We start from the raw sequence: 25961 nt of genomic DNA, 5'->3' as shown, positions 1-25961 counted from the left end.
ACGTGTCAAATGCTTCAAAATTCGGCAAAGTAGCGGTGTTGCTTGGTGGTAAGTCTGCTGAGCGTGAGGTTTCTCTAGATAGTGGTGCAGCTGTACTTGAAGCATTGGTTCGTTCAGGTGTAAATGCAGAAGCTTTTGACCCGAAAGAGCGTAGTGTGACCGAATTGGTCGGTTATGACCGTGCATTTATTGTGTTGCATGGTCGTGGTGGAGAAGACGGGCAAATCCAAGGGGTTTTAGAGTGGCTCAACATCCCCTATACCGGAACAGGCGTACAGGGTTCTGCCATTGGTATGGATAAAGTTAAAACCAAGCAAATTTGGCAGGGTTCAGACTTACCAACAGCGCCTTATCGCATCATTAGCCAAGAGTCAGATTTGGCTGAAGTGGTAGCGAATTTGGGCCTCCCACTGATTATCAAGCCAGTACACGAAGGTTCAAGTGTCGGCATGAGTAAAGTCGAAAAAGCAGAAGATTTGGCAGCGGCAATTGCCAAAGCGACCCAACACGATGCTGTGGTGATGGCTGAAAAATGGATTACGGGACGTGAATTCACGATTTCATTTTTAAATGGTCAACCGCTACCTGTGATTCGCCTACAACCGCCTGCAGATGTGGCTTTTTATGATTATGAAGCGAAATATCAACGTAATGATGTGGAATACGGAATTCCGTGTGGCTTAAGCGCTGAAGAAGAGCAAAAGTTGCAAGCGCTTTGCCTCCGTGCATTCCAAGCGGTGGGTGCAAGTGGTTGGGGCCGTATAGATGCGATGCAAGATGAGCAAGGCAATTTCTGGTTGCTAGAGGTGAACACCGTACCTGGGATGACCAGTCACTCTTTGGTACCAAAAGCAGCAAATGCAGTGGGTTATAGCTTTGATGCGCTTTGTGTCCAAATTTTAGAGCAAACACTGACAGGTGCGGCTCACTAAATGGCGCAATTACCCGCTTCTATGCGCCGTAAACGCGCAGCGATTACTTCGATACATGATAAACCACCGACGCGTAAGGAAAAGCTTGCCAACTTCGGTGGTTGGGTGATGTTGGTCGTTGCTGTGGCGGTGCTGTTGGTTGGTATTTATGGCTTATATCAAGTCATGACAGATGCACGTGTGGCCGAACTTGATGTGGTAGGTGTACGTTCTGAGGCGGAAAAAAATCAGGTGATGGAACATGTTTCACCAGCCATTACTCATAATTATTTCACCTCAGATTTAGAAGAAATTCGTGATCGTACTTTAGAGCTGGCTTGGGTCGATCGTGTGGTGGTTTCGCGGGCATGGCCGAATGCGATTCGCGTTCGCGTCATGCCTCGGCATGCAATTGCACGTTGGGGGACAGGGCGTCTCTTAAGTGACAGTGGTGACGTATTTAGCGAAGTGACACCGAAAAATAATCAGAATTTGCCTTTATTACACGGCCCAATCAGTCAGTCTAAAATGATGATGCGCCGTTATAATGAAATTAATCAATTATTCCAGCCAGTCAATCTCCGTTTAAAAGAATTATATTTAACGGAGCGTATGACTTGGTTTATGCAGTTCGATTCAGGTTTACGTGTTATCGTAGATCAGGATCAAACCATGAGTAAGCTGCAACGTTTGAGTTATTTGGCTCAAAGTGATTTGAAGCCAGTTTGGGCCAAAGTATCTGCCATTGATTTGCGTTATCGAAATGGCTTGGCCATCCAATGGAAGAATGCTGCCGCACCAAAGATAGCAAATGGTCATTTTGTTGTAACGATTGATGACACAAGCATTGCAGGTGGAGCAGCAGCAAAGCCATAATACTTGGCTTTAAAACAGAGGCATAAAGCCATAAATTAAACAAACATGTGATGGTAGTAGTAAATAATGAATGAAGCGGTTCCCTCAGTTGTTGCGATTGACATTGGGACGCACAAAGTTTCAGTTTTGATTGGTAAGGTACATGCGCCAGACAATATCCAAGTGATAGGAATGGCAACTGCTCGTAACCGAGGCATGAATAAAGGAAAAATTGTAAGTCTTGATAAAGTCATTACAGCGATAAAAAATGCCGTGCAAGAAGCAGAAGATATGGCTGAATGCCGTGTCCATTCCGCGTGGGTCTCAATCCCAAGTGCCGAGTTAAAAAGCTTTTATGCATCTGGACGAACGCCAGTTGAAAATACTGACCATACAATTACAACAAGTGAAGTGGTTCGTGCATTAGAGTTGGCCAAAGCCAGCCACATGACCTCGGATCATTATTTGGTTAGTGCTGTTCCACTGGGCTTTGAGTTGGATGACTCCACTGAGTGGGTACAAAACCCAATACGGATGTCTGCACACAGCATGATTGGTCATTATCAGTTGATGATGTTACCAATTAGTACCATGCAAAACCTTGATCGGGCCTTAAAAGGCGCGAACATCGGGGTGGAGAAACTGGTGGTGTCTTGTCTGGCAACGGCAGAAGCGAGCCTACTCAAAGATGAAAAAGAGTATGGCGTCTGTTTAGTCGATATTGGTGCAGGTACCACCAACATTGCGGTGTATTTGGATGGTCGTTTGGCGTTGACACATACTTTGCAGCGTGGTGGCGAACATGTCACCCGTGATATTGCTGCTGTGTTACAAACCACCACTGAAGAAGCTGAGCGAATTAAATTACTCTATGGGTGTGTCGACATTAAGTCGGTTAAACCGGACCATATGATTCAGATCCAAGGGATTGATGGTCCGCAAACGATTAGTCGTATTGAGCTGACTGAAATCGTGATTGCGCGTTATGAAGAAATCTTAGGCCAAGTTCGCCAAGAGCTAGAGCGTAATGGTGCGATTCATGGTTTGTATCATGGTGTGGTGTTAACTGGTGATGCCAGTCAAATCGAAGGTATGGTGACGCTGACTCGTCGTATGTTGGGTGTGTCTGCACATTTGGGTAATCCACCTGTGCAAGTGACAGCAGATGAGCAAAATATTGCCGCACTGCGTCGCTCTCAGTATGCCACTGCTGCAGGTTTGTTGATGTTTAGTCAGAGCGAAACACAAGAAACCATAGTGGAACCAGAAGATACAGAAAAACTGTCTCTGATTAAACGCGTTGGACGTGCTTGGTCTGGACTCAATGAAAAGCTGAAATCTGTTTTTTAAGTTGAATTTTTTTGGAATATTGTTAAGAAGTTGTACAACGCATCGCTTAAACTTGACAAGCTATGGCTTGCACAGCATGCTTAAAAGCAATTTTGTTTATTAAGATCAAGGCAGTATACGGGCTTAAGTGACTGCCAATAACGAATTAGGAAATCTATAGGTCATGGCCTCATTTGAATTTTTAGAAGATGATCAAACCGATAGCAACGGTCAAGCCCGTTTTACTGTGTTTGGTGTTGGTGGTGCAGGTGGTAACGCCGTACAACACATGCTTGAGTCAGATATTCAAGGTGTAAAATTTGTATGTGCCAATACGGACAAGCAAGCGCTAGACCGTATGAATGCACAATTCAAAATCCAGTTGGGTGAGCAAAGTACCCGTGGCTTGGGTGCGGGCGCCAATCCAAATGTAGGTCAAGCAGCGGCTGAAGAAAGTCGTGACTTGATTCGCCAGCACCTTGAAGGTACTGACATGGTGTTTGTCACTGCTGGTATGGGCGGTGGTACAGGTACAGGTGCTGCGCCAGTGGTTGCTGAAATTGCCAAAGAAATGGGCATTTTAACCGTAGGCGTAGTAACGACACCGTTTAACTTTGAAGGTAAACGTCGTCTTCAGTCTGCTGAGCAAGGTATTGAAGCATTAGAAGCGCATGTAGATTCTTTAATCATCATTCCAAACCAACGTTTGTTAAAAGTTTTCCGTGACATCTCAATGAAAGATGCTTACAAAAAAGCGGATGATGTCTTATTAAATGCGGTCCGTAGTATCTTTGATTTGGTGGTGCGCCCAGGTCATATTAACCTTGACTTTGCTGACTTGAAAACTGCGATGAGCACACGTGGTTATGCCATGATGGGTGCGGGTTTAGGTCGTGGTGAAAACCGTGCACGTCAAGCAGCTGAACAAGCGATCCGTAGCCCATTGCTGGATAATGTCACCATTATGAATGCCAAAGGGATTCTGATTAATGTAACGGGTGGTGATGATGTTACGTTTGGCGAAATTGAAGAAATTACCGACGTTGTGAACCAAATTGTCGATCTAGACGAAGGCCAAGTCTTCTACGGTACCGTATTTGATCCAGACGCGCGTGATGAAATCAGTGTCACTGTCATTGCAACAGGTTTAACTCGAAACTCAGCAGATTCTGCTGAGCCAGTGAAGCGTCCAAATGCACATGTGCAGGTAGCACAACATGGGCATGCAACGCAAGCGGTTGTTGAAGATGATGATGTGCCTGCAATCCAGCGTCAGAACCAAGACGTGGCTGCTGCAGCGAGTTCTGCATCGACAGTGAGTGCTGCACGCCCAACACCAATGAGTATTCAAGATTACTTGAAAAATCAACAGCGTAAGTAATATTTATCTATGTGGTTAAGCCACATGTGATGAAGAAAAGGTAGTCTCTGACTACCTTTTTGTTTTTTATCAATGGCTAAATATGCTAACGTATAGCGGTTTAGTGGTGAGATGATATGAAACATGTTGAAACAAAGAACTCTACAACGTGTCGTTAAAGCAAGCGGCATTGGTTTGCATAGTGGTCAAAAAGTCTTAATTAACTTTGTGCCACATCATGCGGACGGAGGAATTGTGTTTCGTCGTATCGATCTCAATCCACCGGTCGACATTCGTGCAAATGCGATGTTGATCCAAGAAGCCTTCATGTGTTCAAACTTAGTTCAAGAAGATGCCAAAGTCGGTACGATTGAACATGTTATGAGTGCAATTGCAGGTTTGGGTATTGATAACTTGATCATTGAAGTGTCTGCCTCTGAAGTCCCAATTATGGATGGCAGTGCAGGTCCGTTTATTTACTTGCTCATGCAAGGTGGTCTCAAAGAACTGGATGCCCCTAAAAAATTTATAAAAATCCTCAAACCTGTAGAAGCACTTATCGACGACAAACGCGCCATTTTCCGCCCGCATGAGGGTTTCCAACTCAATTTTACCATTGACTTCGACCATCCCGCTTTTAAGAAAGAATATCAGTCTGCCACTATTGATTTTTCAACCGAAACCTTTGTTTATGAAGTCAGCGAGGCTCGTACTTTTGGTTTTATGAAAGATTTGGACTATCTCAAAGCCAATAATCTCGCTTTGGGGGCAAGTTTAGACAATGCCATTGGCGTCGATGAAACGGGGGTGGTGAATGAAGAAGGTTTGCGCTTCTCAGATGAGTTTGTTCGTCACAAAATATTAGATGCGGTGGGGGATCTTTACTTGCTCGGTCACCAAATTATTGCCAAATTTGATGGATATAAGTCTGGGCATGCTTTGAATAATCAATTATTGCGCAATGTCCAAAGTGATCCAAGCAGCTATGAAATTGTAACATTTAATGACGAAGATCAGTGTCCAATTCCTTATGTGAGTGTGACTTAAGTCATTGTCTTTATTGTGTGATGTTATATTGTAACAAATATAAATGTGATGAATTTATCATTTTAAAAACGCAATTCTGAAGCGGGTCGAGACGAGGTTACTTTTTTTTGCTTGCCAAACGTCGCATTGCTTGGCTAAGCTTAGGGTCGCTCACAAAGTCAGCAGCACCTCGGATTAAGTCTTGAGTTTCTGTGCTTAGCGATCTTGAAATAGATTGTATCTTTGCGGGTGTTTGAGAGGGGATTCTCAAACGAACTTGGAGTTTTTGTAGGTCTTTAAACTCATCAAGTTCCGACAGTTGTGCAATATATTGTTTTTGAAGGTAACCAAGTTGACTAATCATCGCTTGATTTTCGCCGGTAATCGTCAAAATACCATATTGATAACAAACAACCTGCCACTGCTCTGGTTGCGGTAGGATAGGTTGAATCAGTTTTGTAAGTTTCTGCCATGCAGTTACTTGCTTTGAGAGAAACGTTAAGTTTCCTGTTTTTATGTGTTTTCTGGTTTGTTGAAAGAGATTCACTGGTTCGGACATACATATTTCCTTCATGTTAATGTCTTAATCTTATGCGCTTCTTTCGGTAGATATCAAGGACGAGATCACGCAAGAAACATTCGTAAGAACAGTTTTAAGAGGTTTTTTATGCATATGCGACGTATTTTGTTGGCTTTTTCTTTTGCGGCATCGGCTGCTTCAGTAGCCTTCGCTGATTTGGTAGAACTCAATACAAATAATGCTTCTTCGGATCGAATTGAGCAATTGACACGCACTTTATCGGAAGGCGCTTATACCGAATCGAATGATATTGATATCCCTGCCGAAACGAAAATGTCCGTGAAACTACGTGAGAAAACGGTTGAGCTCAACAACGCTTCACTGGCGAAAAAATACGGTTCGGAATCCTCTGCAAAAAGTTTTTCAAATAATCCATATTCGTGGTTAGTGACACACCCGCTTCCAAGTGCACGTGTTAGCTCAAGTTACGGTGGTCGTACAATGAATGGTCGTGCTGAGCGCCACTCAGGTCTAGATCTTGCTGCGCCAAGCGGTACACCGATTTATGCGACAGGCCCAGGGATTGTGACCAAGTCAGGTTGGGGTACGGGCTATGGTCAATATGTTGAAATTAACCATGGCAATGGTTATATCACGCGCTATGCTCATGCATCACGTTTAATCGCTCGTGTTGGCGACCGTGTAGACGCGGGTGAACATATTGCTAATGTTGGTTGTACAGGTCGTTGTACTGGCCCACATTTACACTATGAAGTAGTTAAAGATGGTCAACGCAAAAACCCATCGACTTATCTAGCCATGTTGCCTTAATCCCGATTTGATCGATGATCCGAACTTACCGTTGGTCTGATGCTTGAAAAAGGAATACAGCTCTGACGAAATCTAAGTTAGCATCAAAAAATAGCATTAAATGTATAAAAAACCGCCTAAATTGGCGGTTTTTTGTTATCTTGGGTAACGAATGGTCAATGACTATTTAGTTGCTAAATAGTATGGCTCAGCCATATTCAGCTGTGGCGATACTCTTATAGGACGAAAGTATGATACATATTAACGTATAAGATTAGGATATCGAAATAGGTGAATTATGGCGTTTTATGGTGATACTGACGCGCAAGAAACGCAAGAATGGCAAGATGCGTTTGACTCCGTTTTACAACACATGGGGACTGAGCGTGCAGCTTTTCTATTGGAAAAACTGTATCAACAAGCCATCGCTAAACATGTCCCTATTCAGCGTTTAAACACGCCTTATTTAAATACAATTTCAGTGGCTGAAGAACCTGCAATGCCAGGCGATCAAGACATGGAGCGTCGTATCCGTGCATTGATTCGTTGGAATGCGCTAGCGATGGTACTTCGTGCCAATAAAACGGGTGATGATTTAGGTGGTCACTTGGCCAGCTTTGCATCTTCAGCAACTTTATATGATGTTGGCTTTAACCACTTTTTCCGTGCCAATAACGACAATTTTGGCGGGGACATGATCTATTATCAAGGTCACTGTGCACCGGGCATCTATGCACGTTCATTCCTTGAAGGTCGTTTAACCGAAGAGCATTTGAATAATTTCCGCCGCGAAGTCGGGGGGATTGGTTTACCTTCGTATCCGCACCCGTATTTAATGCCTGACTATTGGCAGTTCCCGACCGTATCGATGGGTCTAGGGCCAATCATGTCGATTTATCAAGCACATATTCAAAAGTATTTGATGAACCGTGGTTTGATTAAAGAAGAAGACCGTAAAGTCTGGGCGTATCTAGGCGATGGTGAGATGGACGAGCCTGAAAGTACAGGTGCAATCTCACTGGCTGGACGTGAAAAACTCGATAACTTGATCTGGGTGGTGAACTGTAACTTACAACGTCTGGATGGCCCAGTACGTGGTAACGGCAAAATCATTCAAGAATTAGAATCTCTATTCCGTGGTGCAGGCTGGCGTGTCATTAAAGTGGTATGGGGTCGTCATTGGGATCCACTACTAGCTAAAGATAGCACTGGCGCTTTAAAAGCAGTAATGGAAGAAGCGGTGGATGGTGATTACCAACGCTACCAAGTGAAAGGCGGTGCGTACACGCGTGAGAAATTCTTTGGTAAATATCCTGAAGCGAAAGAATTAATCAAAGACCTTAGTGATGAGGATATTGATAACCTAAACCGTGGTGGTCATGACCCGTATAAAGTCTTTGCAGCCTATGCGGAAGCCATGAAAGCCAAAGGTCAGCCGACGGTCATCCTTGCGAAAACAGTCAAAGGTTATGGCTTATCTGAAGAAATTGAAGCGGTCAACAAAACGCATCAAATCAAGAAAATGCAAATTGATTCGTTGAAGTATGTGCGTAACCGTTTCAACTTGCCGTTTACCGATGCGCAACTTGAAGAAGTTCCATTCTATCGTCCAAGTGAAAACTCGCCAGAATTGAAATACATGAAGGCGCGTCGCGAGGCTTTGGGTGGTTACTTGCCTGCACGTCGTAAAGAAAGCGAGCAGCTGGCGATTCCTGAGTTATCGGTATTCGATGCGGTACTCAAAGGTTCTGCAGGTAAAGAGCAATCGACCACCATGGTCATGGTGCGTTTAATTTCTTCGTTATTGAAAGAAAAAGCGATTAAAGACCGTGTGGTGCCAATTGTTCCTGATGAAGCGCGTACGTTTGGTTTAGAAGGTATGTTCCGTCAGTTGGGTATTTATGCTGCGCATGGTCAGAAATATACCCCAGAAGACCAAGAACAATTGATGCATTACCGTGAAGCCAAAGACGGTCACATGTTACAAGAAGGGATTAACGAAGCTGGTGCGATGAGCGCATGGGCAGCGTTGGCAACCAGTTATTCAACCAATAACTTGCCAATGATTCCAATGTACATGTACTACTCGATGTTTGGTTTCCAACGTATTGGTGATATTGCATGGGCAGCAGGTGATGCTCAAGCGCAGGGCTTCTTGCTAGGTGCAACTGCTGGTCGTACCACACTGAACGGTGAAGGCTTACAACACCAAGACGGCCACTCACACATCCTTGCGAACACCATTCCAAACTGCGTATCTTATGACCCATGTTTCGGTTATGAATTGGCGGTGATCGTGCATGACGGTTTACAACGTATGTATGTGAACCAAGAGCGTGTGTTCTATTACTTAACCGTAATGAACGAAAACTATGAGCACCCTGAAATGCCAGTAGGCGCTGAGGAAGGCATCAAACGTGGTATGTATCTGTTCCAAGAAGATGAAAAAGCTACTGTTCAGCTGTTGGGTTCAGGTGTAATTCTGCGTGAAGTGATTAAAGCTGCGAAAATTTTACGTGATGAATACCAAATTCACTCAAACGTGTGGAGCGTGACTAGCTTTAACGAATTAGCACGTGATGGTATGGCATGTGAAGAATACAACCGCTTACACCCTGTAACTGAAGATGTGAAAGAAGCTTGGGTATCTCAGCAGTTGCGTAGCAAAGCTGGTATTGTTGTTTCTGCAACAGATCATATGCGTGCTTATAGCGAACAAATCCGTGCGTATCTGCCAGATGGTCGCCCATTTGTTGCATTGGGTACAGATGGTTATGGTCGCTCAGATACTCGTGCCAACCTGCGTAGTTACTTCGGTGTTGATGCTGCACATATTGTGGTTGCAACCTTGAAAAAATTAGCAGATGAAGGTGAAGTGGATGCACGCTTAGTCAAAGATGCCATTTCTAATTTTGAATTAGATACCGATCGTCCTGTGGCGTGGGCACCGCAAGCAACACCTGAAGTGCATGCTGTTGCAGACTACAAAGAGGAGAAATAATCATGCAAATTACGACTCCTGATATTGGTGTGGATAAGGCGACCGTCGCTGAAATCTTAGTAAAAGTCGGTGATCGCATTAGTGTCGATGACAGCATTATTTTACTTGAATCCGACAAAGCTTCTGTTGAAGTGCCAAGCACTTCAGCTGGGGTGGTGAAAAGTATTTTGGTGAGCTTGGGTGACTCGGTTGCCGAAGGTGCAGCGCTCATTGAGCTAGAAGCTGAGGGGCAAACTGAAGCGTCAGCGGCACAAGTACAGGCTGAAGCTGTTCAAGTTGAAGAAAAGCCTGCATCCGCTGCTGTTGCTGAAACGGTTGCACCCGCTGCGACTACAGCATCACAAGTGATTGATGTGCAAGTGCCAGATATTGGTGTGGAAAAAGCAACCGTTGGTGAAATTTTGGTGTCAGTTGGCGATCAAATTGACGTTGATCAAAGCATCCTTGTGGTTGAGTCAGACAAAGCGACTGTGGAAGTCCCGAGTACGATTTCAGGCACAGTGGAATCGATTAGCGTTCACGTCGGCGACAGTGTTAAAGAAGGCGTAGTGATCCTTACTGTAAAAACAGCAGTGTCAGTTGCACTAGTGACTGCTGAGCCTACGCCAGTTGTAGCACCTCAAGCCATTGAAGCTCAGCCTGCTGAAGCGGCGCCACAAGCCGCTGCTGCGCCTGCAGGTGCAGTTGAAATTGCAGTGCCTGACTTGGGCGTAGACAAAGCGGCTGTTGCTGAAATTTTAGTGTCAGTAGGTGATACGGTTGAAAAAGACCAAAGTATCATCGTGGTTGAATCAGACAAAGCAACGGTTGAAGTTCCAAGTACAACAGCGGGTGTGATTAAAGCCATTCATGTTGCATTGGGACAAAATGTATCGGAAGGTGTGGCTTTGGTGACCATTGAAGCGGAGGGTCAAGCCCCTGCACCAACGGCTCAAGCTGTTGCTCAGACACCAACGAAACCTACAGCGGCTCCAGCTGTAACTACACCAGTGGTGGCATCTACTGTACCAGCAGTTCAAGGTGCAGATAAGCTGACCAAAGAGCAAAATGCAGCCAATGCTAAAGTCTACGCGGGTCCTGCGGTACGTAAACTGGCGCGTGAATTGGGCGTGGTGCTGGCAGAAGTAAAAGCTTCTGGGCCGCATATGCGTTTAATGAAAGATGACATTTTTGCTTATGTGAAAGGTCGTTTAACCGCACCGCAAACTGCACCTGCTGCGACGGTTGTTGCTGCTGCGGGCTTACCGAAACTGCCTGACTTTAGTGCATTTGGTGGTGTTGAAGAGAAAGTGCTGACACGTCTGCAACAAGTCTCTATTCCGCAGTTGTCTTTAAACAACTATATTCCACAAGTGACTCAGTTTGATTTGGCGGATATTACTGAACTTGAAGCTTGGCGTAATGATCTTAAAGGTAACTTTAAGAAAGATGGTATTAGCTTGACCATTATGGCTTTCATTATTAAAGCTGTTGCGCATTTACTGAAAGAAGAACGTGATTTTGCCGGTCACTTGGCTGATGATGGCAAGTCTGTACTGTTGCGGAACGAAATCCATATGGGCATTGCTGTAGCAACACCAGATGGTTTAACTGTTCCTGTACTACGTAATCCAGACCAGAAATCGATTAAAGACATTGCGGTGGAGCTCGGTGTATTGGGTCAGAAAGCACGTGATAAGAAGCTTTCGCCGAAAGACTTGCAAGGTGCAAACTTCACGATTTCAAGCTTAGGTGCAATTGGTGGTACGGCATTTACACCACTAGTGAACTGGCCACAAGTCGCAATTTTGGGAATTTCTCCAGCGACGATGCAACCAGTATGGAATGGTCAAGGTTTCGATCCGAAACTGATGTTGCCGTTGTCTTTGTCTTATGACCACCGTGTGATCAATGGGGCGGATGCAGCGCGCTTTACCAATAAGCTGACCAAGTTGTTGAAAGACATCCGTACTTTGCTGATCTGATGATCTAGCTTTTAGCCCAGCTATTCTCTCTTCTCACAAGAGAAAAATAGCGGCTGGAAGCGCTGAAAAAATACCTCAATAAAGACCCTGCTTCGGCAGGGTCTTTTGTATTTATAGTTGCCAAAAAACATATTTTCGCCTAACATGGTGTTACTTCATTGGGGAGTAGCCGCTGTTCTTCAGAACAGGTGATGATCAACATATTTGCTCTAAAACGAGCATGGTCATCATAGCAAAGAACCAAATGAGCTTCTAAAGAGCTTTCTTTTGTTGGCAAGACCTTTGATTTACCACTCTGCAGATTTTTGGCTAGCAGGAGCGGTGAGTCATTGGTATTTGTTATGCTAGCCAGAGAAAGACATCATGTATGAATTCCTCCTCTCCACAGCCATCGTGGCTTTAGCTGAAATGGGCGATAAGACCCAACTGCTCGCATTGTTGCTTGCTGCACGTTTTCGTAAACCCGTCCCAATTCTATTGGCTATTTTGCTGGCGACCGTTATTAACCATGGTGTCTCTGCTGTTTTAGGCCAATGGATCACCACAGTTTTAAGTCCTGATGTGCTGATCTGGATCCTCTCGATTGGTTTTATTGCTATGGCAGGTTGGATGTTGATTCCTGATCAGTTGGATGATGAGTCAGGCAGCATTAAGAAATGGCAGAAACTAGGGGTATTTGGCGCAACGTTTGTGTTGTTCTTTTTGGCCGAAATTGGTGATAAAACCCAAATTGCGACAGTGGCTTTAGCGGCACGTTTTGACAGTATAGTTTGGGTGATGTTGGGTACGACTTTAGGGATGATGTTGGCCAATGCGCCAGCGGTCTTTATTGGCGATAAGTTGGCGACCAAGTTGCCAATTGCCTTAATTCATAAAATTGGTGCGGCCATTTTCTTGGTCATTGGTGTTGCGACACTTGTACAGCATTATTTCTTCTAATTCACCGTAGAAAATAAGAATCCCGACTTAAAAAATCGGGATTTTTTATTGCAAAATTATCTTCAATTTATTGATATATCAAATGATATTGGTCGCAAATGCATTGTAAGTTTGTGTAAATCCATATATGTTGTAGGTATTAAAAAGTCTTTTAAGAAAAACAGCATTTTGAGGGGATGGGCATGGCATTTGACCGCACAACGTCACAGGTTTTATATGATGATGGCACACATAAGTGTATTAGCTTTACCAGCTTGGTCAAAGGCGAGGGTGTACAGGCAAATCAGTTTTTAATTATTGATCATGAGCGTGCAGCAGTCTTAGATCCGGGTGGTGATTTAACTTATGTGCCGTTGACCATGGAGTTGAATAAGTATACTCGGTTGACCAATCTTGATTTTGTGATGGCCTCACATCAAGACCCCGACATTATTACTTCAATGCCGCGTTGGTTGGTCTATACCGAAGCGAAAGTGGTGGCGTCTAAACTTTGGGCACGCTTTTTACCCCACTTGAACTCTGCCTTTATGAGTGAGCGGATGAAAGGTAACTGGCTGGATCGTTTAGTGGAGCTACCAGACCACGGTCAGGTGATTACGTTGGGGCAGTCTTCGATTATTGCTGTGCCTGCGCATTTTTTACATTCGGTGGGTAATTTTCAGTTTTATGACCCAATTGCCAAAATTTTATTTTCAGGCGATATGGGGGCATCGATGGTGGATGATGCCTCAAAACCTTTGGAAAACTTTGCTGCGCATATTCCTAAAATGAAAGGGTTTCATCAGCGCTATATGTGCAATAACAAAGTGATTCGTTTATGGGTCAATATGGTCCGTACCATGGATGTCGAAATGATTGTACCGCAGCATGGGACACCGTTTATTGGGCAAGAGCAGATTCATCAATTTTTAGACTGGATTGAGACTTTGGAGTGCGGTACAGACTTGATGGATGAGAGTGTTTTTACCTGTCCAACTTAAGTGACAAAATAGTCGTAAATTTTGCTTGTTTGGCAACCACAATTTTTTTAATATTTTCTTCCAAAAAAAGTTTTTGAAAATGAGAATATAAAGGATGTTGTCTCAAGTTCCAACGGAAGATGCCTGTTTAAGCTGCGGGGCATGTTGTGCCTTTTTTAGAGTCTCATTTTACTGGGCTGAAGGCATCTCCATGCCTGAACATTACACAGAGCCAGTGACGGCTGTGTATTCATGTATGGCTGGAACCAATCAAGCCAGCCCACGCTGTATCGCACTGCAAGGTACCATTGGTGAGCACGTTCGTTGTGGGATGTATGAACAGCGTAGCTCTTCATGTAAAGAAGTTCAAATCGCTGATGATCAATGCAACAAAGCGCGACGTGCGCACAATATGATTCCATTTGTGCAATTGGAAGCGAGCATTGCCGTCAATGATGAAGGTTTTGATCAAGTGTGTTAATCGGTAAAAGCAGAGTCAAGGCTCTGCTTTTTTGAGTTTTAGAACGTCAATTGAATCCATCTCAAAACAAGAAATAAAAAATAAAAGTGAAAATGAAGAGTTCAAATAAAATATAGGTTTTATCACTTTATTTTCTAAGATAAAAAAATAAATTTTCAATTGAAATGAAATTTAAGTTCATATTTGTTTATAATAGCGCACGGAAATTACCAGTGAGACTGCCATGTTGACCATCGTTCAAGACGCGTTAACTTTTGATGATGTCCTATTACTCCCTGCCTATTCTACTGTTCTCCCAAAAGATGTCTCATTAAAGACACGATTCACGCGCGGCATTAATTTAAATATCCCCCTTGTTTCAGCAGCAATGGATACGGTGACTGAATCACGTATGGCGATTGCGATGGCGCAAAACGGTGGTATTGGTATTTTGCACAAGAACATGGATATTGCTGCACAAGCTGCAGAAGTCCGTCGTGTGAAAAAATTTGAAGCAGGGATGGTGAAAGATCCAATCACTGTGACACCTGAAACCACAGTACGCGAATTGATCTCGATTACTCAAGCCAACAACATCAGCGGTGTGCCTGTTGTGAAAGATGGCAAAGTGGTCGGTATTGTCACAGGTCGCGATACACGCTTTGAAACGAACCTTGAGCAACCTGTAAGCAACATCATGACCGGCCAAGACCGCCTTGTGACTGTTCGTGAAGGTGAGTCGAAAGAAAATATTCAAGCATTGCTACAAAAGCACCGCATTGAAAAAGTTTTGGTCGTTGGGGAACACAACGAACTTAAAGGCTTAATTACAGTCACAGACTTCCGTAAAGCGGAAAGCTATCCAAGCAGCTGTAAAGATGACCTTGGTCGCTTACGCGTAGGTGCTGCAGTCGGTACAGGTGTAGAAACACCAAGTCGTGTAGAAGCTTTGGTTGAAGCGGGTGTTGATGCAATTGTCGTAGATACGGCGCATGGTCACTCTGCGGGTGTGATCGAGCGTGTACGTTGGGTGAAAGCGAATTACCCACAAGTCCAAGTGATTGGCGGTAATATTGCAACTGGGGATGCTGCATTGGCACTTCTTGATGCCGGCGCAGATGCGGTCAAAGTCGGTATCGGCCCAGGCTCAATTTGTACCACGCGTATTGTGGCGGGTATTGGTATGCCGCAGATTTCTGCAATTGATAGCGTTGCCAATGCACTGAAAGATCAAATTCCATTGATCGCCGATGGTGGTATTCGTTTCTCTGGTGACATGGCGAAAGCGATTGGCGCGGGTGCGAGTACGATTATGGTCGGTTCACTCCTTGCCGGGACTGAAGAAGCGCCAGGTGAAGTGGAATTCTTCCAAGGTCGTTACTATAAGGCGTATCGTGGTATGGGCTCATTGGGTGCGATGGCAGGAGCAACAGGTTCTGCGGATCGTTATTTCCAAGACTCTAAAGCAGGTGCTGAGAAACTTGTTCCTGAAGGGATCGAAGGTCGTGTGCCATACAAGGGACCAATGGGTAACATTGTGCACCAAATGATGGGCGGTTTACGTTCTTCTATGGGTTATACGGGTTCATCTGTGATTGAAGATCTTCGTCAAAATGCGAAGTTTGTGAAAATTACTTCGGCAGGTATGTCTGAGTCACATGTTCATGACGTAACAATTACCAAAGAAGCACCAAACTATCGCGTTGGCTAATAAAGTTATACGAATTGTTGAATGTAAAAGCCGTCATTTTTATGACGGCTTTTTCGTTTTGGTGTAAAGTGTCGTGAGTAAAAAAGTGATGATTTAGATCACCATTAAGAAGTGAGTAGAACATGAGTTATTTTGGTACCGATGGTATTCGCGGTAAGTTTGGCGTCCTCCCTATTACCCCTGAATTTGCCCTTAAATTAGGCTTTGCCGCAGGGAAAGTTTTAAAACGCCACAGTAAAAAATCAAAACCATTGGTAGTACTCGGAAAAGATACACGTTTATCCGGTTATATTTTAGAGTCGGCATTGCAAGCAGGTTTAAATGCGGCAGGGGTTTATGTACATTTATTGGGCCCATTACCAACCCCAGCGATTGCACATTTGACCCGTGCTTTACATGCAAGTTTGGGCATTGTGATTTCAGCATCACATAATCCTTATTTTGATAATGGGATCAAGTTCTTTTCCAGTGAAGGTAAGAAACTACCAGATGCTATTCAAGAAGAAATTAATCAAGAACTTGAAAAAGAATTAGTGATTGAAGACACGGCAAACTTAGGTAAAAGTGTCCGCGTAAAAGATGCCAATGGCCGCTATATTGAATTTTGTAAATCCACATTTCCATACCATTTAGACTTGAATGATTTAACCATTGTGGTGGATTGCGCCAATGGTGCTGCATATAACGTGGGTCCATCGGTCTTTCGTGAGCTCGGCGCCAAGGTCATTGCCATTCATAATGAGCCTAACGGTGTAAATATCAATGAGCAATGTGGTTCGACCCATCCTGAGCATTTGCAGCAACTCGTAGTGAAGCATAAGGCTGATTTGGGCATCGCCTTTGATGGGGATGCGGACCGCGTTATTTTGGTGGATAAAGATGGCAAGCTGATTGATGGTGACCATATTTTATATATCTTGGCGACTCAGAGCGCTAAAAAACCTGCTGGAATAGTGGGTACCTTAATGTCAAACATGGCTTTAGAGCTGGCTTTGGAAAGAGCCGGTGTAGCGTTATTACGTGCGAATGTGGGTGATCGCTATGTCCTACAAGGCCTAGAAGAAAAAGGCTGGGTCATTGGTGGTGAGCCATCAGGGCATATTTTAACCTTGGATAAAAGTACCACAGGTGATGCCATTATTGCCGCCCTACAAGTCCTTACCGTGATGGTCGAGCAGAAGAAAGCGCTTCATGAATTGGTTGCTGACTTTAAGCTTCTACCGAATGTGCTGGTGAATGTACGTTTAGAGGCGATGTTTGACCCTTATGCGGTGCCTGCTTTGGTGGCTGAATTTGATAAAGCCGAGCAACAACTCAAAGGTCGTGGTCGTTTGTTGATTCGTAAATCAGGTACTGAACCTGTGATTCGTGTCATGGTGGAAGGGGATGACCTCGATGAAGTCAACACTTTAGCCAATACATTGGCTGATGCTGTACGTGCGAATGCAGCTTAATAAGGAGTGAAAAATGAGTGATTTAATTAAAGATCTCAGCGAGCTTCGTTTAAGTTATCAAAAAGGCGAGCTGCGAGAAGATCGTGTAGAAACCCATCCACATGCTCAGTTCTTGCTTTGGTTTAATCATGCTTTAGAAGCACAACTGCACGAACCCTATGCTATGTCACTGGCGACAGCAAGTGTCCAGGGTCGTCCGCATGTACGAACGGTATTGCTGCGCGGTGCAACTGAAGCAGGTTATGATTTTTATACCAATTATGACAGTCAAAAAGGCAATGATTTGGCTGAAAACCCATATGCAGAGTTACTGTTTTATTGGCAAGAGCAGGAACGTCAGATTCGCATTGGTGGTAAAGTGGTTAAAATTTCTGAAGCAGAATCGACGGACTACTATCATAAGCGCCCACGAGATAGCCAAATTGCGGCACATATCAGTACACCACAAAGTGGCGTGATTGAAAGCCGTGAAGTCTTGCAACAACGTTTTGAGCAATTGCAGAACCAAGTTGAAGGTAAATCAGAACTCAATAAACCCCTCTTTTGGGGTGGCTACCGTCTCGAGCCCGACTACTATGAGTTTTGGCAAGGGCGTCCGAACCGTTTACATGACCGTTTAAGTTATGAAAAACAGCAAGATGTCTGGATGCTGAAACGTTTGATGCCATAAATGTCAGCCATTCAAATTAAGCAAAGACCCTTTATTACCTGTCCTGAATTATTTCAGGACATTCCTGCGTTTATTGCAGAAATTTTAGCCCGCCGTGGGGTGGCGTCAACGCAGGAGCTGGAGTTAAAGCTCAAGCATTTACTGGCCCCTAGTATGAAAGGCTTAAATGACGCGATTCAGTTGATGGATGCTGCAATTGATCAGCAATACAAAATCGTGATTGTGGGGGATTATGATGCGGATGGTGCAACCAGCACCGCTTTAATGATCTTGGCTTTGCGAGAAATGGGGGCGCAGGTAGAGTATCTGGTTCCAGATCGCTTTAAATATGGTTATGGCTTAACGCCTGCGATTGCGGATTTAGCATTTACCACCTTTACACCTGATTTATTGATTACCGTTGATAATGGTATTTCCAGTCATGACGGCGTGAAACAAGCGCAAGATCATGGCATGCAGGTGATTATTACCGATCACCATTTGACCACCAAACCGACTCCCAGTGCCCAAGCGGTAGTGAATCCGAACCAGTTGGGGTGTGATTTTCCAAGTAAAGCCTTAGCTGGGGTCGGCGTGGCCTTTTATGTCTTGGCCAACTTATCGACCTATCGTAAAAAACTGCATAAGTCCTCGGCAGTCATGAGTCAGTATTTGGATTTGGTGGCCTTGGGGACTTATGCCGATGTTGCTAGTCTTGACTATAACAATCGCATCTTGGTCGATGTTGGCCTGAAGCGCATTCAACAACATTTATGTCGTCCAGGTATTAGTGCTCTACTGGAGATTGCAGGTCGAGAGGCTGCAACTTTAAAAGCGCAAGATTTGGGGTTTGTACTGGGACCACGTATTAATGCGGCAGGTCGCATGGAAACCATGGATATCGGTATTGAATGTCTATTGGCGCAGGACTTTGCCTCTGCCTATCCATTGGCAGAACAACTGAATCAGTTGAATGTGGAACGTCGTCAGGTTGAAGCGACGATGAAGCAAGAGGCCTTAATAGCCTTGGATCAAATTCAGCTGGATGATACGGTCTTACCTGCGGCTTTAATCATGTTCGAGCCGCATTGGCATCAAGGGGTGATTGGCATTGTTGCAGGGCGTTTAAAAGAACAGTTTCATCGTCCGAGTATTGTGTTTGCTGCAGATGAAGATGGGATACATATCAAAGGTTCTGCACGTTCGATTGAAGGAGTGCATATTCGCGATGCCATTGAGTGTGTTGCTGAGCAATATCCACATTTGGTCAGCCACTTTGGTGGGCATGCTGCGGCAGCGGGTTTAACCATTCAAAAAGTCCATTTTGAAGAGTTCAAGCAGGCCTTTGAAGCACTGATGACAGCTCAGGATGAACGTTTATTTACGGCGACTTTATGGACCGATGGCGAGTTAGCTGCACAGAATATTCAGGTTGAAACGGTTGATCTTTTGCAGCAGATTAGTCCATGGGGGCAAAAGTTCCCAGCGCCTATTTTTGAAGGAAACTTTCAAATTTTAGATTTCCGCTGGTTGAAAGAAGTGCATTTAAAATTACGTATTGCTTTAGACAATGGACAGGTCGTGGATGCCATTGCTTTTAATGCGGCGGACAAATACCAGTTCAATGAGATGAACCATCAAGTTCGTTTGGTTTATGAGCTGGATAAAAATGAATTTCGTGGGAATGTCAGTGTACAACTTCGCATTTTGCATTTAGAACAACATTAAAAAACCGCTCTATAGAGCGGTTTTTTAATAGATTTTAGTTGCAATTAGAAGCGGTAAGCACCACGTAAGCCAAATACATTGCCGTCATCGGCAAAGTCAATTGCACCTTCTAGGCTGACTTGTTGCGTGAAGAACTTTTTCGCGCGGATGGTAAATACATCAGCATCTTTCCCATCTGTATCAGAGAAACCAAGACCCACACTTAGGGTTTTATCTAAATATAGGTCAGCTCCAAAGCTGTAGGCATCAATATCACCAAAAGATGCACCACCTTCAAAGTTCATGTCATAAGCACCTACTTGAGTGACATATTTAGCACGTAAAGTTGGATCGACATCATCACCATAATCATTATCGTAACCAAGTAGGCCCGCCGCAATCAATAAACCAGGGACAGGTAGGTAACCTACTTCAGCAGAATAAATGGTGGTATCTAGGTCTTCAACACCGTCCGCTTCATGTTTAGTTTGCCCAATATTACCGTTCAGGTAAAAATCAGAATTTGGAATAAAATACTCAAGTCCAACATTAAATGCAGTGACTTCGTATAAGTCATAATCAATATATGAAACTTCGCCATTGAGATTACTTGAGCGGTTTAAGAATGCAGCCTCATTCAGCGGATTATTTTTGACTTGAACAGGGTTGAAATAATATGTGCCATCTAAGGCAAAACCTGTTGAAGTATCCCCATGATCAGGATCAACGACAGCAATGGTGCCACCAATTTCCGCTTGGTAAGCATGTGCAGTCCCGAAGCTTGCGATCAGTGCTGTAGTCAGCGCAATTTTTTTAAGCATTTTAGAGGTTCTCTCTTTGTTATAAAAATATGACTGTTCTATGACAGTTGTAACGAAGTGTACAAAAAAGTAGCAGGGAGTCAATCTTTATTTATAACAATGCTTTATCAGAGGGCAAAAAGCCCATTCGAAAATGGGCTTTTTGTATGTAAGGTTTTATTGACTGGTCTTAGAAACGGTATTTCGCAGCTACACCGAATTTGTTGTAGTCGTTGTTGCCAACTTCACCAAAGCCAACACGGCCTTCAAGGCTGACTTGTGGAGTAAAGAATTTACGGGCATTGATACCAAATTCGCTAGTATCACTTAAGTCATTGCTGTAATAGTCAGCACCTAAGCTTAAAGTTTTATCGATGAAGTAATCGCCTTTAAGATTGTATTCATCAAGATCACCAAAAGCTGCGCCTGCTTCTAAGTTAATGTCTTTACCATTGCTCAGTGTGGTCACATATTTAGCACGTAAAGTTGGATCGACACCGTCGTTATAGTCGTTGTCATAACCTTTTAAACCTGCAGCAATTAATAAACCTGGTGCAGGTAAATAACCGACTTCAGCGCTATAAACGGTGGTATCAAAGTCACCGCCATTGTCAAAAGAATAATCATCACGGCCCACTTTACCACCTAGGTAAAAGTCTGAGTTCGGGATGAAAACTTCAGCACCAACGCCATATTGATGACGCTCATCATCACCTACTTCGTCGTATTGGTATTTTGCGTTAACGTTACTTGCACGGTCTAAGAAGGCTGCTTCTGCAAGTGGCGCGTTACGTGTTTGAACTGGGTTGAAATAGTATGTGCCATCTACGCCAAAAGAGCCACTTGAACTACCGTTGTCTGGATCAATTAGGCCAGCTGAAGCACCCACCTCTGCTTGGTATGCATGTGCAGTACCTGTGATCGCTAGAGCTGAAAGTAATGCTGAAGCAATTGCTAATTTTTTCATGGTATGTACCCCTCGTAAGTGGAACTGTATTTCATTAATTTTTTGTTACAACTTCAGTCTAGGGCAAAATAAAAAAGCGTCAACCAAAGGAAAGTTAATGCTCTGTATCTACGGTTACATCGTGTAATTTTTTAAATTTAAATGATTGATAATAAATTATAAATTTATAATGTTTTGTTTTATTAAAATTGTGTAGATTCTGTGGATTTCATAATTTTTGACGCTATTTTAATCAATTTTAACTCAAAATGTTTAGTCCGTTTGTCTGTTGAGAACACTTCTCCGGTATGTATTTTATGGGATGGTTCGCATTTATATGCAGCTTGATTGCGGTTCAAGAGAATGCTTCTTTGGAGGCTAAACAGTTTTAATCTCTAGAAAGAAGGGTGTGTTTTTGTCGAATTTGAGATGAATAATCCTAGCCGTCGACTGTGATATAATCAGCGGCTATTTTTCGCTTTATATTGATTGAGAGTAATTCACGTGGAAATTAATCCGTATCTAAACCAATTAAAAGACTTAAACGACCGTGGTCTCACATTACGGGGGTATCTTTGACTACGATCTGAAAAAAGAGCGTTTAGAAGAGGTTCTCCGTGAATTAGAAGACCCAGCGATTTGGAATGATCAAAACCGTGCACAAGCCATGGCCAAAGAAAAAGGCGAACTTGAAAACGTCTTAAATGTGTTAGATGGTTTGGCAACGCAGCTTGAAGATGCGCAAGCGATGCTTGATTTGGCAGTCGAAGCCGATGATGAAAGTCTGTTGGCTGATGTCCAAGCTGAATTGACCTCTGCAGAAGAAGAGTTAGCGAAGCTTGAATTCCGCCGTATGTTCAGTAATCCAATGGACCCAAATCCATGTTATGTGGAAATTCAAGCTGGTTCAGGTGGTACAGAAGCGCAGGATTGGGCGTCAATGCTACTGCGTATGTATATGCGTTGGATTGAACGTCACGGATTTAAAGCTGAATTGATGGAAGAATCAGACGGCGACGTGGCAGGGATTAAGTCAGCAACGATTCGTGTTGAAGGTGAATATGCCTATGGTTGGTTGCGTACCGAATCGGGCGTGCATCGCTTAGTACGTAAATCGCCATTTGACTCGGGTAACCGCCGTCATACTTCGTTCTCTGCTGTGTTTGTCTCGCCAGAAGTCGATGACAACATTGAAATTGATATCAACCCATCTGACGTGCGTACCGATACCTATCGTGCTTCGGGTGCAGGTGGTCAGCACATTAACAAAACAGACTCTGCGGTACGTTTAACCCACGCGCCAACAGGCATTGTGGTGGCGTGTCAGAACCAACGTTCACAACATGCCAACCGTGACCATGCTTGGAAACAGTTACGTGCGAAGTTGTATGAGTTGGAAATGAGCAAGCGTAACGAAGCGGCTCAAGCACTTGAAGACTCGAAGTCGGATATTGGTTGGGGCAGTCAGATTCGTTCTTATGTGTTGGATGACTCGCGTATTAAAGACTTACGTACAGGTGTTGAAAACTCCAACACAGGTGCAGTACTAGATGGTGACCTTGATAAGTTTATTGAAGCAAGCTTAAAACAAGGTTTGTAATTTAAATGATGAATGAAAGCAAAGTGTTATCAGTTATTTTACAATATATCTAAAAAAATCGATATTAAAATCGAAAAAATGCGATATATTAGGTAAAACAAGCTGACAACGCTTTGCTGCCCATTAAACGTGTCTTGAGTATGGATATAGATTTAATTTTTAAAGCCTTGGCTAATCCAACGCGTCGCCAAATTTTGGAATGGTTAAAAAAACCGGAACAATTTTTATCGAGTGACGAATGTGGTGACTTTAGACGCGGCGTATGTGCAGGTCATATCGAACGGTTGGGAAATGTATCGCAATCGACGATGTCGAATCATTTGTCTGTGCTACAGCAGGCTGGTTTAATTCAAGTGGAAAAATATGGACAATGGTCTTATTTTTCGCGCAATGAAGCGTTGATTCAGCAATATATCGAACATTTGCAACGTTCACTTTAATTGAAAAAAGTGACGATCGAGGCGACTATGGCTGAACTGAATACTCCTTTAACTTTAGGTGATCTACACTTAAAAAACCGTGTCATTATGGCTCCTTTAACACGAAGTCGTGCAACGGCAGACCGTGTGCCAACAGCCATGATGGCGGAGTATTATGCACAGCGTGCAAGTGCAGGTTTGATCATTTCTGAAGCGACCGTGATTTCTGAAGAAGCCAATGGCTATTTGAATACCCCGGGGCTATTTAATGAAGCTCAAGTTGAAGGCTGGAAACAAGTCACTCAAGCTGTACATGACCAAGCGGGCTTAATTGTGGCGCAGTTGTGGCATGTGGGCCGTGTATCGCATCCTGATTTATTGGATGGTGAAACCCCAGTTTCAGCAAGTAGTGTGCAACAAAAAGGCTATGTCAGCTTATTGCGTCCGAAACGTGAATATGTGGTGCCTCGTGCATTAGAGGTTGCTGAAATTCAGAGCATTGTTGAACAGTATAAACAGGCTGCGATTCATGCCAAAGCTGCGGGCTTTGATGGGGTTGAATTGCACGCAGCCAATGGCTATTTGATTGACCAATTCCTGCAAAGTTCAACCAATCTACGTGAAGACCAATATGGTGGCAGCGTAGAAAACCGCGCGCGTTTGTTACTTGAAGTGGTGGATGTGCTGATTGAAGTCTGGGGTGCAGGTCGTGTTGGGGTGCATTTAGCTCCACGTGGTGATGAGCATGACATGGGCGATGATGATCCACGTGAAACCTTTGGTTATGCACTGGAGCAACTGGGTCAACGTCAGATTGCGTTCTTCTTTACCCGTGAATATTTGGCAGATGACAGTATTAGTACTTACCTGAAACAACGTTCGGGTGGTGTGCCATTGATTGCCAATATGCGTTTAAGCCGTGAAGATGCGATTGATCTATTGGAATCGGGTCAGGCTGATGCAGTGTCTTGGGGTAAGGATTATATTGCCAATCCAGACTTGTATGAACGTCTACTACAAGATGCGCCACTGAATGAATTGAAACTGGAAAATATGATTGGAACAGATGTCGCGGCAGGCTATGTGGACTATCCGACTTTAGCTGAAATGGAAACTGCTGCGGTTTAAATTGCTTTTCCGTTAAATTCGCGACAAGATAACAGCGCAATTCATGGGATAATATGAGTTGCGCTGTTTTATTTTTGCATTGATTTTTGGAGCACGTATTTGGCTACTCCTTTTTGGTATAACGCAGCACTTGCGCTGATCAAACCGCTGTATAAGTCTAAAATAAAAAAACGTGCAGAGACTACAGAACAATTTCAACAAGAATGTCTCGAACGTTTCGGGCCATTTCAACCGGTTAAAAATCGCCAAGCGATTTGGTTCCATGTGGTGTCGGTGGGCGAAACTAATGCAGCGCAGCCTCTCATCGAGCATTATTTAAAATCGGGTCATCCAGTCTTGGTGACCAATACCACCAAAACGGGTCAGGCGCGTGCCAAATCGCTATTTTTAAAAGCACCTTATTTAGAGCTGTTCCAAGCTGTATATTTACCTGCGGATCAAAAACCTTTAGTTCGTCGGTTTTTCGCATTGTATCAGCCCAAACTTTTGGCTTTGGTTGAAACTGAACTCTGGCCGAATTTAATTGCCCAAGCGGGGCAGAGTCAGGTGCCATGTATCTTGATTAATGCACGTCTTTCTGAAAAATCAGCCAAAGGCTATGCCAAAGTGTATAGCCTGACGCAGCCGATGTTACACGGAATAGATCAGCTCTTGGCACAAGATCAGGCAACTGCAGAGCGCTTTATTCAGCTCGGTGCAGCGCCATCGGTAACACAGGTGGTGGGGAGTATTAAGTTTGATATTCATGCGCCAGAATCTTTTGTCAAACAAGCAGTTCAGCTCAAGAAAGAATGGTCGCTCGTTGGGCGTAAGATTATTACTATTGCCAGTACTCATGCACCTGAAGAACAAAAACTGTTAAGTGCGCTTAAGTCGTATTTGGATGCACAGCCTGAACTGTTGTGTATTGCTGTACCACGTCATCCAGAACGTTTTGATGAGGTCTTTGCTGTTGCACAAAGTTTAAATTTAAACACCACTCGCAGAAGTTTAGGACAGAAAATAGAGGAGAAAACTCAAGTCTATTTAGCCGACTCGATGGGGGAGATGTGGTTATGGTATGCCTTATCTGATGCTTGTTTTGTCGGGGGATCACTAAATGAACCGGGTGGCGGACATAATATTTTAGAGCCAATTGCGTTACATGTGCCGACGGTTTTGGGCAAAAACTATTTTAATTTCCAAACCATTGTCGATGAATTTGTACAAGCCGATGCGGTGAAAGTTGTTGATGATGCTGAACAAGCTGCTGCGCTGTTGATGACACTGTTAGAGGATACTGAGCAGGCGAATACACTGAATCAAGCGGCACAAAAGATTATGCAGTTAAATACGGGCTCTTTGAAAAAGCATATTCAAGTGATTGATGCTTATTTATAGACTATTCACAAAAAATGGGAACGGTGAGGTGGC

22 protein-coding genes and 1 riboswitch are annotated in these 25961 nt (G+C 43.8%); of the genes, 19 read left to right on the top strand and 3 right to left on the bottom strand.

The genetic code is table 11. The features are described from left to right. The first annotated feature begins 2 nt into the window (after nt 1–2). The 5 genes from KVY11_RS08220 (at nt 3) to lpxC (ending at nt 5502) form a co-directional block, all read left to right on the top strand. Nucleotides 3–932, top strand: coding sequence for a D-alanine--D-alanine ligase (locus tag KVY11_RS08220; protein ID WP_218288632.1), 930 nt, complete (start codon nt 3–5; stop codon nt 930–932). After that, a complete protein-coding gene (locus KVY11_RS08215; protein WP_218288631.1) occupies nt 933–1787 on the top strand; it encodes a cell division protein FtsQ/DivIB in 855 nt (284 codons plus the stop codon). It begins immediately after the preceding gene. 66 nt (nt 1788–1853) lie between these two features. Further along, nucleotides 1854–3116 (top strand): cell division protein FtsA, encoded by a 1263-nt coding sequence (gene ftsA / locus KVY11_RS08210; protein WP_004691727.1) that lies wholly within the window; start codon nt 1854–1856, stop codon nt 3114–3116. 163 nt (nt 3117–3279) lie between these two features. Then, nucleotides 3280–4476 (top strand): cell division protein FtsZ, encoded by a 1197-nt coding sequence (gene ftsZ, locus KVY11_RS08205; RefSeq protein ID WP_004691726.1) that lies wholly within the window; start codon nt 3280–3282, stop codon nt 4474–4476. A 123-nt stretch (nt 4477–4599) separates the two neighbouring features. Next, nucleotides 4600–5502 (top strand): UDP-3-O-acyl-N-acetylglucosamine deacetylase, encoded by a 903-nt coding sequence (lpxC, locus tag KVY11_RS08200; RefSeq protein ID WP_062031958.1) that lies wholly within the window; start codon nt 4600–4602, stop codon nt 5500–5502. Nucleotides 5503–5599: 97 nt separating this feature from the next. Here lpxC and KVY11_RS08195 read toward each other — a convergent pair whose 3' ends face one another. Then, on the bottom strand, nt 5600–6040 hold the full coding sequence (locus KVY11_RS08195) for a hypothetical protein (RefSeq protein WP_058870506.1): 441 nt from the start codon (nt 6038–6040) through the stop codon (nt 5600–5602). A 108-nt stretch (nt 6041–6148) separates the two neighbouring features. On the opposite strand from KVY11_RS08195, the gene KVY11_RS08190 reads away from it, so the two are divergent. The 10 genes from KVY11_RS08190 to recJ all read left to right on the top strand — a co-directional run bounded on the left by KVY11_RS08190 (nt 6149) and on the right by recJ (nt 19676). Next, complete coding sequence (locus tag KVY11_RS08190) at nt 6149–6832, top strand: M23 family metallopeptidase (RefSeq protein WP_125280667.1); 684 nt, start codon at nt 6149–6151, stop codon at nt 6830–6832. A gap of 277 nt (nt 6833–7109) precedes the next feature. Beyond that, nucleotides 7110–9812, top strand: a complete 2703-nt coding sequence (aceE, locus tag KVY11_RS08185; protein ID WP_168158730.1) for a pyruvate dehydrogenase (acetyl-transferring), homodimeric type — start codon at nt 7110–7112, stop codon at nt 9810–9812. Nucleotides 9813–9814: 2 nt separating this feature from the next. Next, nucleotides 9815–11776 carry a 2-oxo acid dehydrogenase subunit E2 gene (locus tag KVY11_RS08180; protein ID WP_218288630.1) on the top strand — a complete coding sequence of 654 codons (1962 nt, stop codon included), beginning with the start codon at nt 9815–9817 and terminating at the stop codon, nt 11774–11776. Between the two features lie 148 nt (nt 11777–11924). Continuing rightward, nucleotides 11925–12063: riboswitch (yybP-ykoY riboswitch) on the top strand. A 76-nt stretch (nt 12064–12139) separates the two neighbouring features. After that, nucleotides 12140–12715, top strand: a complete 576-nt coding sequence (locus tag KVY11_RS08175) for a TMEM165/GDT1 family protein (protein WP_218288629.1) — start codon at nt 12140–12142, stop codon at nt 12713–12715. 182 nt (nt 12716–12897) lie between these two features. Continuing rightward, nucleotides 12898–13695 carry an MBL fold metallo-hydrolase gene (locus KVY11_RS08170; RefSeq protein ID WP_004691719.1) on the top strand — a complete coding sequence of 266 codons (798 nt, stop codon included), beginning with the start codon at nt 12898–12900 and terminating at the stop codon, nt 13693–13695. A 94-nt stretch (nt 13696–13789) separates the two neighbouring features. Beyond that, nucleotides 13790–14155, top strand: a complete 366-nt coding sequence (locus tag KVY11_RS08165; protein WP_218288628.1) for a YkgJ family cysteine cluster protein — start codon at nt 13790–13792, stop codon at nt 14153–14155. A gap of 223 nt (nt 14156–14378) precedes the next feature. Further along, nucleotides 14379–15845: an IMP dehydrogenase gene (gene guaB, locus KVY11_RS08160; protein ID WP_004691717.1), complete on the top strand. Its 1467-nt coding sequence runs from the start codon at nt 14379–14381 to the stop codon at nt 15843–15845. Between the two features lie 122 nt (nt 15846–15967). Then, nucleotides 15968–17299: a phosphoglucosamine mutase gene (glmM, locus tag KVY11_RS08155; protein ID WP_094148480.1), complete on the top strand. Its 1332-nt coding sequence runs from the start codon at nt 15968–15970 to the stop codon at nt 17297–17299. Nucleotides 17300–17312: 13 nt separating this feature from the next. Then, complete coding sequence (pdxH, locus tag KVY11_RS08150) at nt 17313–17969, top strand: pyridoxamine 5'-phosphate oxidase (RefSeq protein WP_005401514.1); 657 nt, start codon at nt 17313–17315, stop codon at nt 17967–17969. Continuing rightward, nucleotides 17970–19676 (top strand): single-stranded-DNA-specific exonuclease RecJ, encoded by a 1707-nt coding sequence (recJ, locus tag KVY11_RS08145; protein WP_218288627.1) that lies wholly within the window; start codon nt 17970–17972, stop codon nt 19674–19676. A 44-nt stretch (nt 19677–19720) separates the two neighbouring features. On the opposite strand, the gene KVY11_RS08140 is transcribed toward recJ, so the two are convergent. Next, a complete protein-coding gene (locus KVY11_RS08140) occupies nt 19721–20476 on the bottom strand; it encodes a putative porin (RefSeq protein ID WP_218288626.1) in 756 nt (251 codons plus the stop codon). Between the two features lie 169 nt (nt 20477–20645). Beyond that, on the bottom strand, nt 20646–21422 hold the full coding sequence (locus KVY11_RS08135; RefSeq protein WP_005401517.1) for a putative porin: 777 nt from the start codon (nt 21420–21422) through the stop codon (nt 20646–20648). A gap of 483 nt (nt 21423–21905) precedes the next feature. On the opposite strand from KVY11_RS08135, the gene prfB reads away from it, so the two are divergent. The 4 genes from prfB to KVY11_RS08115 all read left to right on the top strand — a co-directional run bounded on the left by prfB (nt 21906) and on the right by KVY11_RS08115 (nt 25928). Further along, nucleotides 21906–23001, top strand: a protein-coding gene (gene prfB, locus KVY11_RS08130) for a peptide chain release factor 2 (RefSeq protein WP_155115836.1) whose coding sequence is annotated in 2 segments (ribosomal slippage) — nt 21906–21977 and nt 21979–23001 — 1095 coding nt in all. Because the reading frame shifts where the segments join, the coding sequence is not laid out codon by codon here. A gap of 140 nt (nt 23002–23141) precedes the next feature. Further along, complete coding sequence (locus KVY11_RS08125; RefSeq protein WP_004691709.1) at nt 23142–23441, top strand: helix-turn-helix transcriptional regulator; 300 nt, start codon at nt 23142–23144, stop codon at nt 23439–23441. Between the two features lie 27 nt (nt 23442–23468). Next, complete coding sequence (locus KVY11_RS08120; protein WP_218288625.1) at nt 23469–24548, top strand: alkene reductase; 1080 nt, start codon at nt 23469–23471, stop codon at nt 24546–24548. Between the two features lie 99 nt (nt 24549–24647). Beyond that, nucleotides 24648–25928 (top strand): 3-deoxy-D-manno-octulosonic acid transferase, encoded by a 1281-nt coding sequence (locus KVY11_RS08115; RefSeq protein ID WP_218288624.1) that lies wholly within the window; start codon nt 24648–24650, stop codon nt 25926–25928. Nucleotides 25929–25961: the final 33 nt, after the last annotated feature.

Origin of the sequence: Acinetobacter sp. CWB-G5 (assembly GCF_019209785.1) — a bacterium.
In the GTDB taxonomy this organism is placed as follows: Bacteria; Pseudomonadota; Gammaproteobacteria; order Pseudomonadales; family Moraxellaceae; genus Acinetobacter; species Acinetobacter johnsonii.
Note: the sequence above shows the minus strand (reverse complement) of the source record. Positions and strands in the feature narration are given on the sequence as shown.

Excerpts from the sequence above, each read along its gene's own strand:
- aceE (WP_168158730.1), top strand. The coding sequence starts at position 7,110 with ATGGCGTTTTATGGTGATACTGACGCGCAAGAAACGCAAGAATGGCAA.
- KVY11_RS08135 (WP_005401517.1), bottom strand. The coding sequence starts at position 21,422 with ATGAAAAAATTAGCAATTGCTTCAGCATTACTTTCAGCTCTAGCGATC.
- recJ (WP_218288627.1), top strand. The coding sequence starts at position 17,970 with ATGTCAGCCATTCAAATTAAGCAAAGACCCTTTATTACCTGTCCTGAA.
- KVY11_RS08165 (WP_218288628.1), top strand. The coding sequence starts at position 13,790 with ATGTTGTCTCAAGTTCCAACGGAAGATGCCTGTTTAAGCTGCGGGGCA.
- KVY11_RS08215 (WP_218288631.1), top strand. The coding sequence starts at position 933 with ATGGCGCAATTACCCGCTTCTATGCGCCGTAAACGCGCAGCGATTACT.
- KVY11_RS08190 (WP_125280667.1), top strand. The coding sequence starts at position 6,149 with ATGCATATGCGACGTATTTTGTTGGCTTTTTCTTTTGCGGCATCGGCT.
- ftsA (WP_004691727.1), top strand. The coding sequence starts at position 1,854 with ATGAATGAAGCGGTTCCCTCAGTTGTTGCGATTGACATTGGGACGCAC.
- KVY11_RS08195 (WP_058870506.1), bottom strand. The coding sequence starts at position 6,040 with ATGTCCGAACCAGTGAATCTCTTTCAACAAACCAGAAAACACATAAAA.
- glmM (WP_094148480.1), top strand. The coding sequence starts at position 15,968 with ATGAGTTATTTTGGTACCGATGGTATTCGCGGTAAGTTTGGCGTCCTC.
- KVY11_RS08175 (WP_218288629.1), top strand. The coding sequence starts at position 12,140 with ATGTATGAATTCCTCCTCTCCACAGCCATCGTGGCTTTAGCTGAAATG.
- KVY11_RS08120 (WP_218288625.1), top strand. The coding sequence starts at position 23,469 with ATGGCTGAACTGAATACTCCTTTAACTTTAGGTGATCTACACTTAAAA.
- pdxH (WP_005401514.1), top strand. The coding sequence starts at position 17,313 with ATGAGTGATTTAATTAAAGATCTCAGCGAGCTTCGTTTAAGTTATCAA.
- lpxC (WP_062031958.1), top strand. The coding sequence starts at position 4,600 with ATGTTGAAACAAAGAACTCTACAACGTGTCGTTAAAGCAAGCGGCATT.
- KVY11_RS08170 (WP_004691719.1), top strand. The coding sequence starts at position 12,898 with ATGGCATTTGACCGCACAACGTCACAGGTTTTATATGATGATGGCACA.
- KVY11_RS08125 (WP_004691709.1), top strand. The coding sequence starts at position 23,142 with ATGGATATAGATTTAATTTTTAAAGCCTTGGCTAATCCAACGCGTCGC.
- KVY11_RS08180 (WP_218288630.1), top strand. The coding sequence starts at position 9,815 with ATGCAAATTACGACTCCTGATATTGGTGTGGATAAGGCGACCGTCGCT.
- KVY11_RS08140 (WP_218288626.1), bottom strand. The coding sequence starts at position 20,476 with ATGCTTAAAAAAATTGCGCTGACTACAGCACTGATCGCAAGCTTCGGG.
- ftsZ (WP_004691726.1), top strand. The coding sequence starts at position 3,280 with ATGGCCTCATTTGAATTTTTAGAAGATGATCAAACCGATAGCAACGGT.
- guaB (WP_004691717.1), top strand. The coding sequence starts at position 14,379 with ATGTTGACCATCGTTCAAGACGCGTTAACTTTTGATGATGTCCTATTA.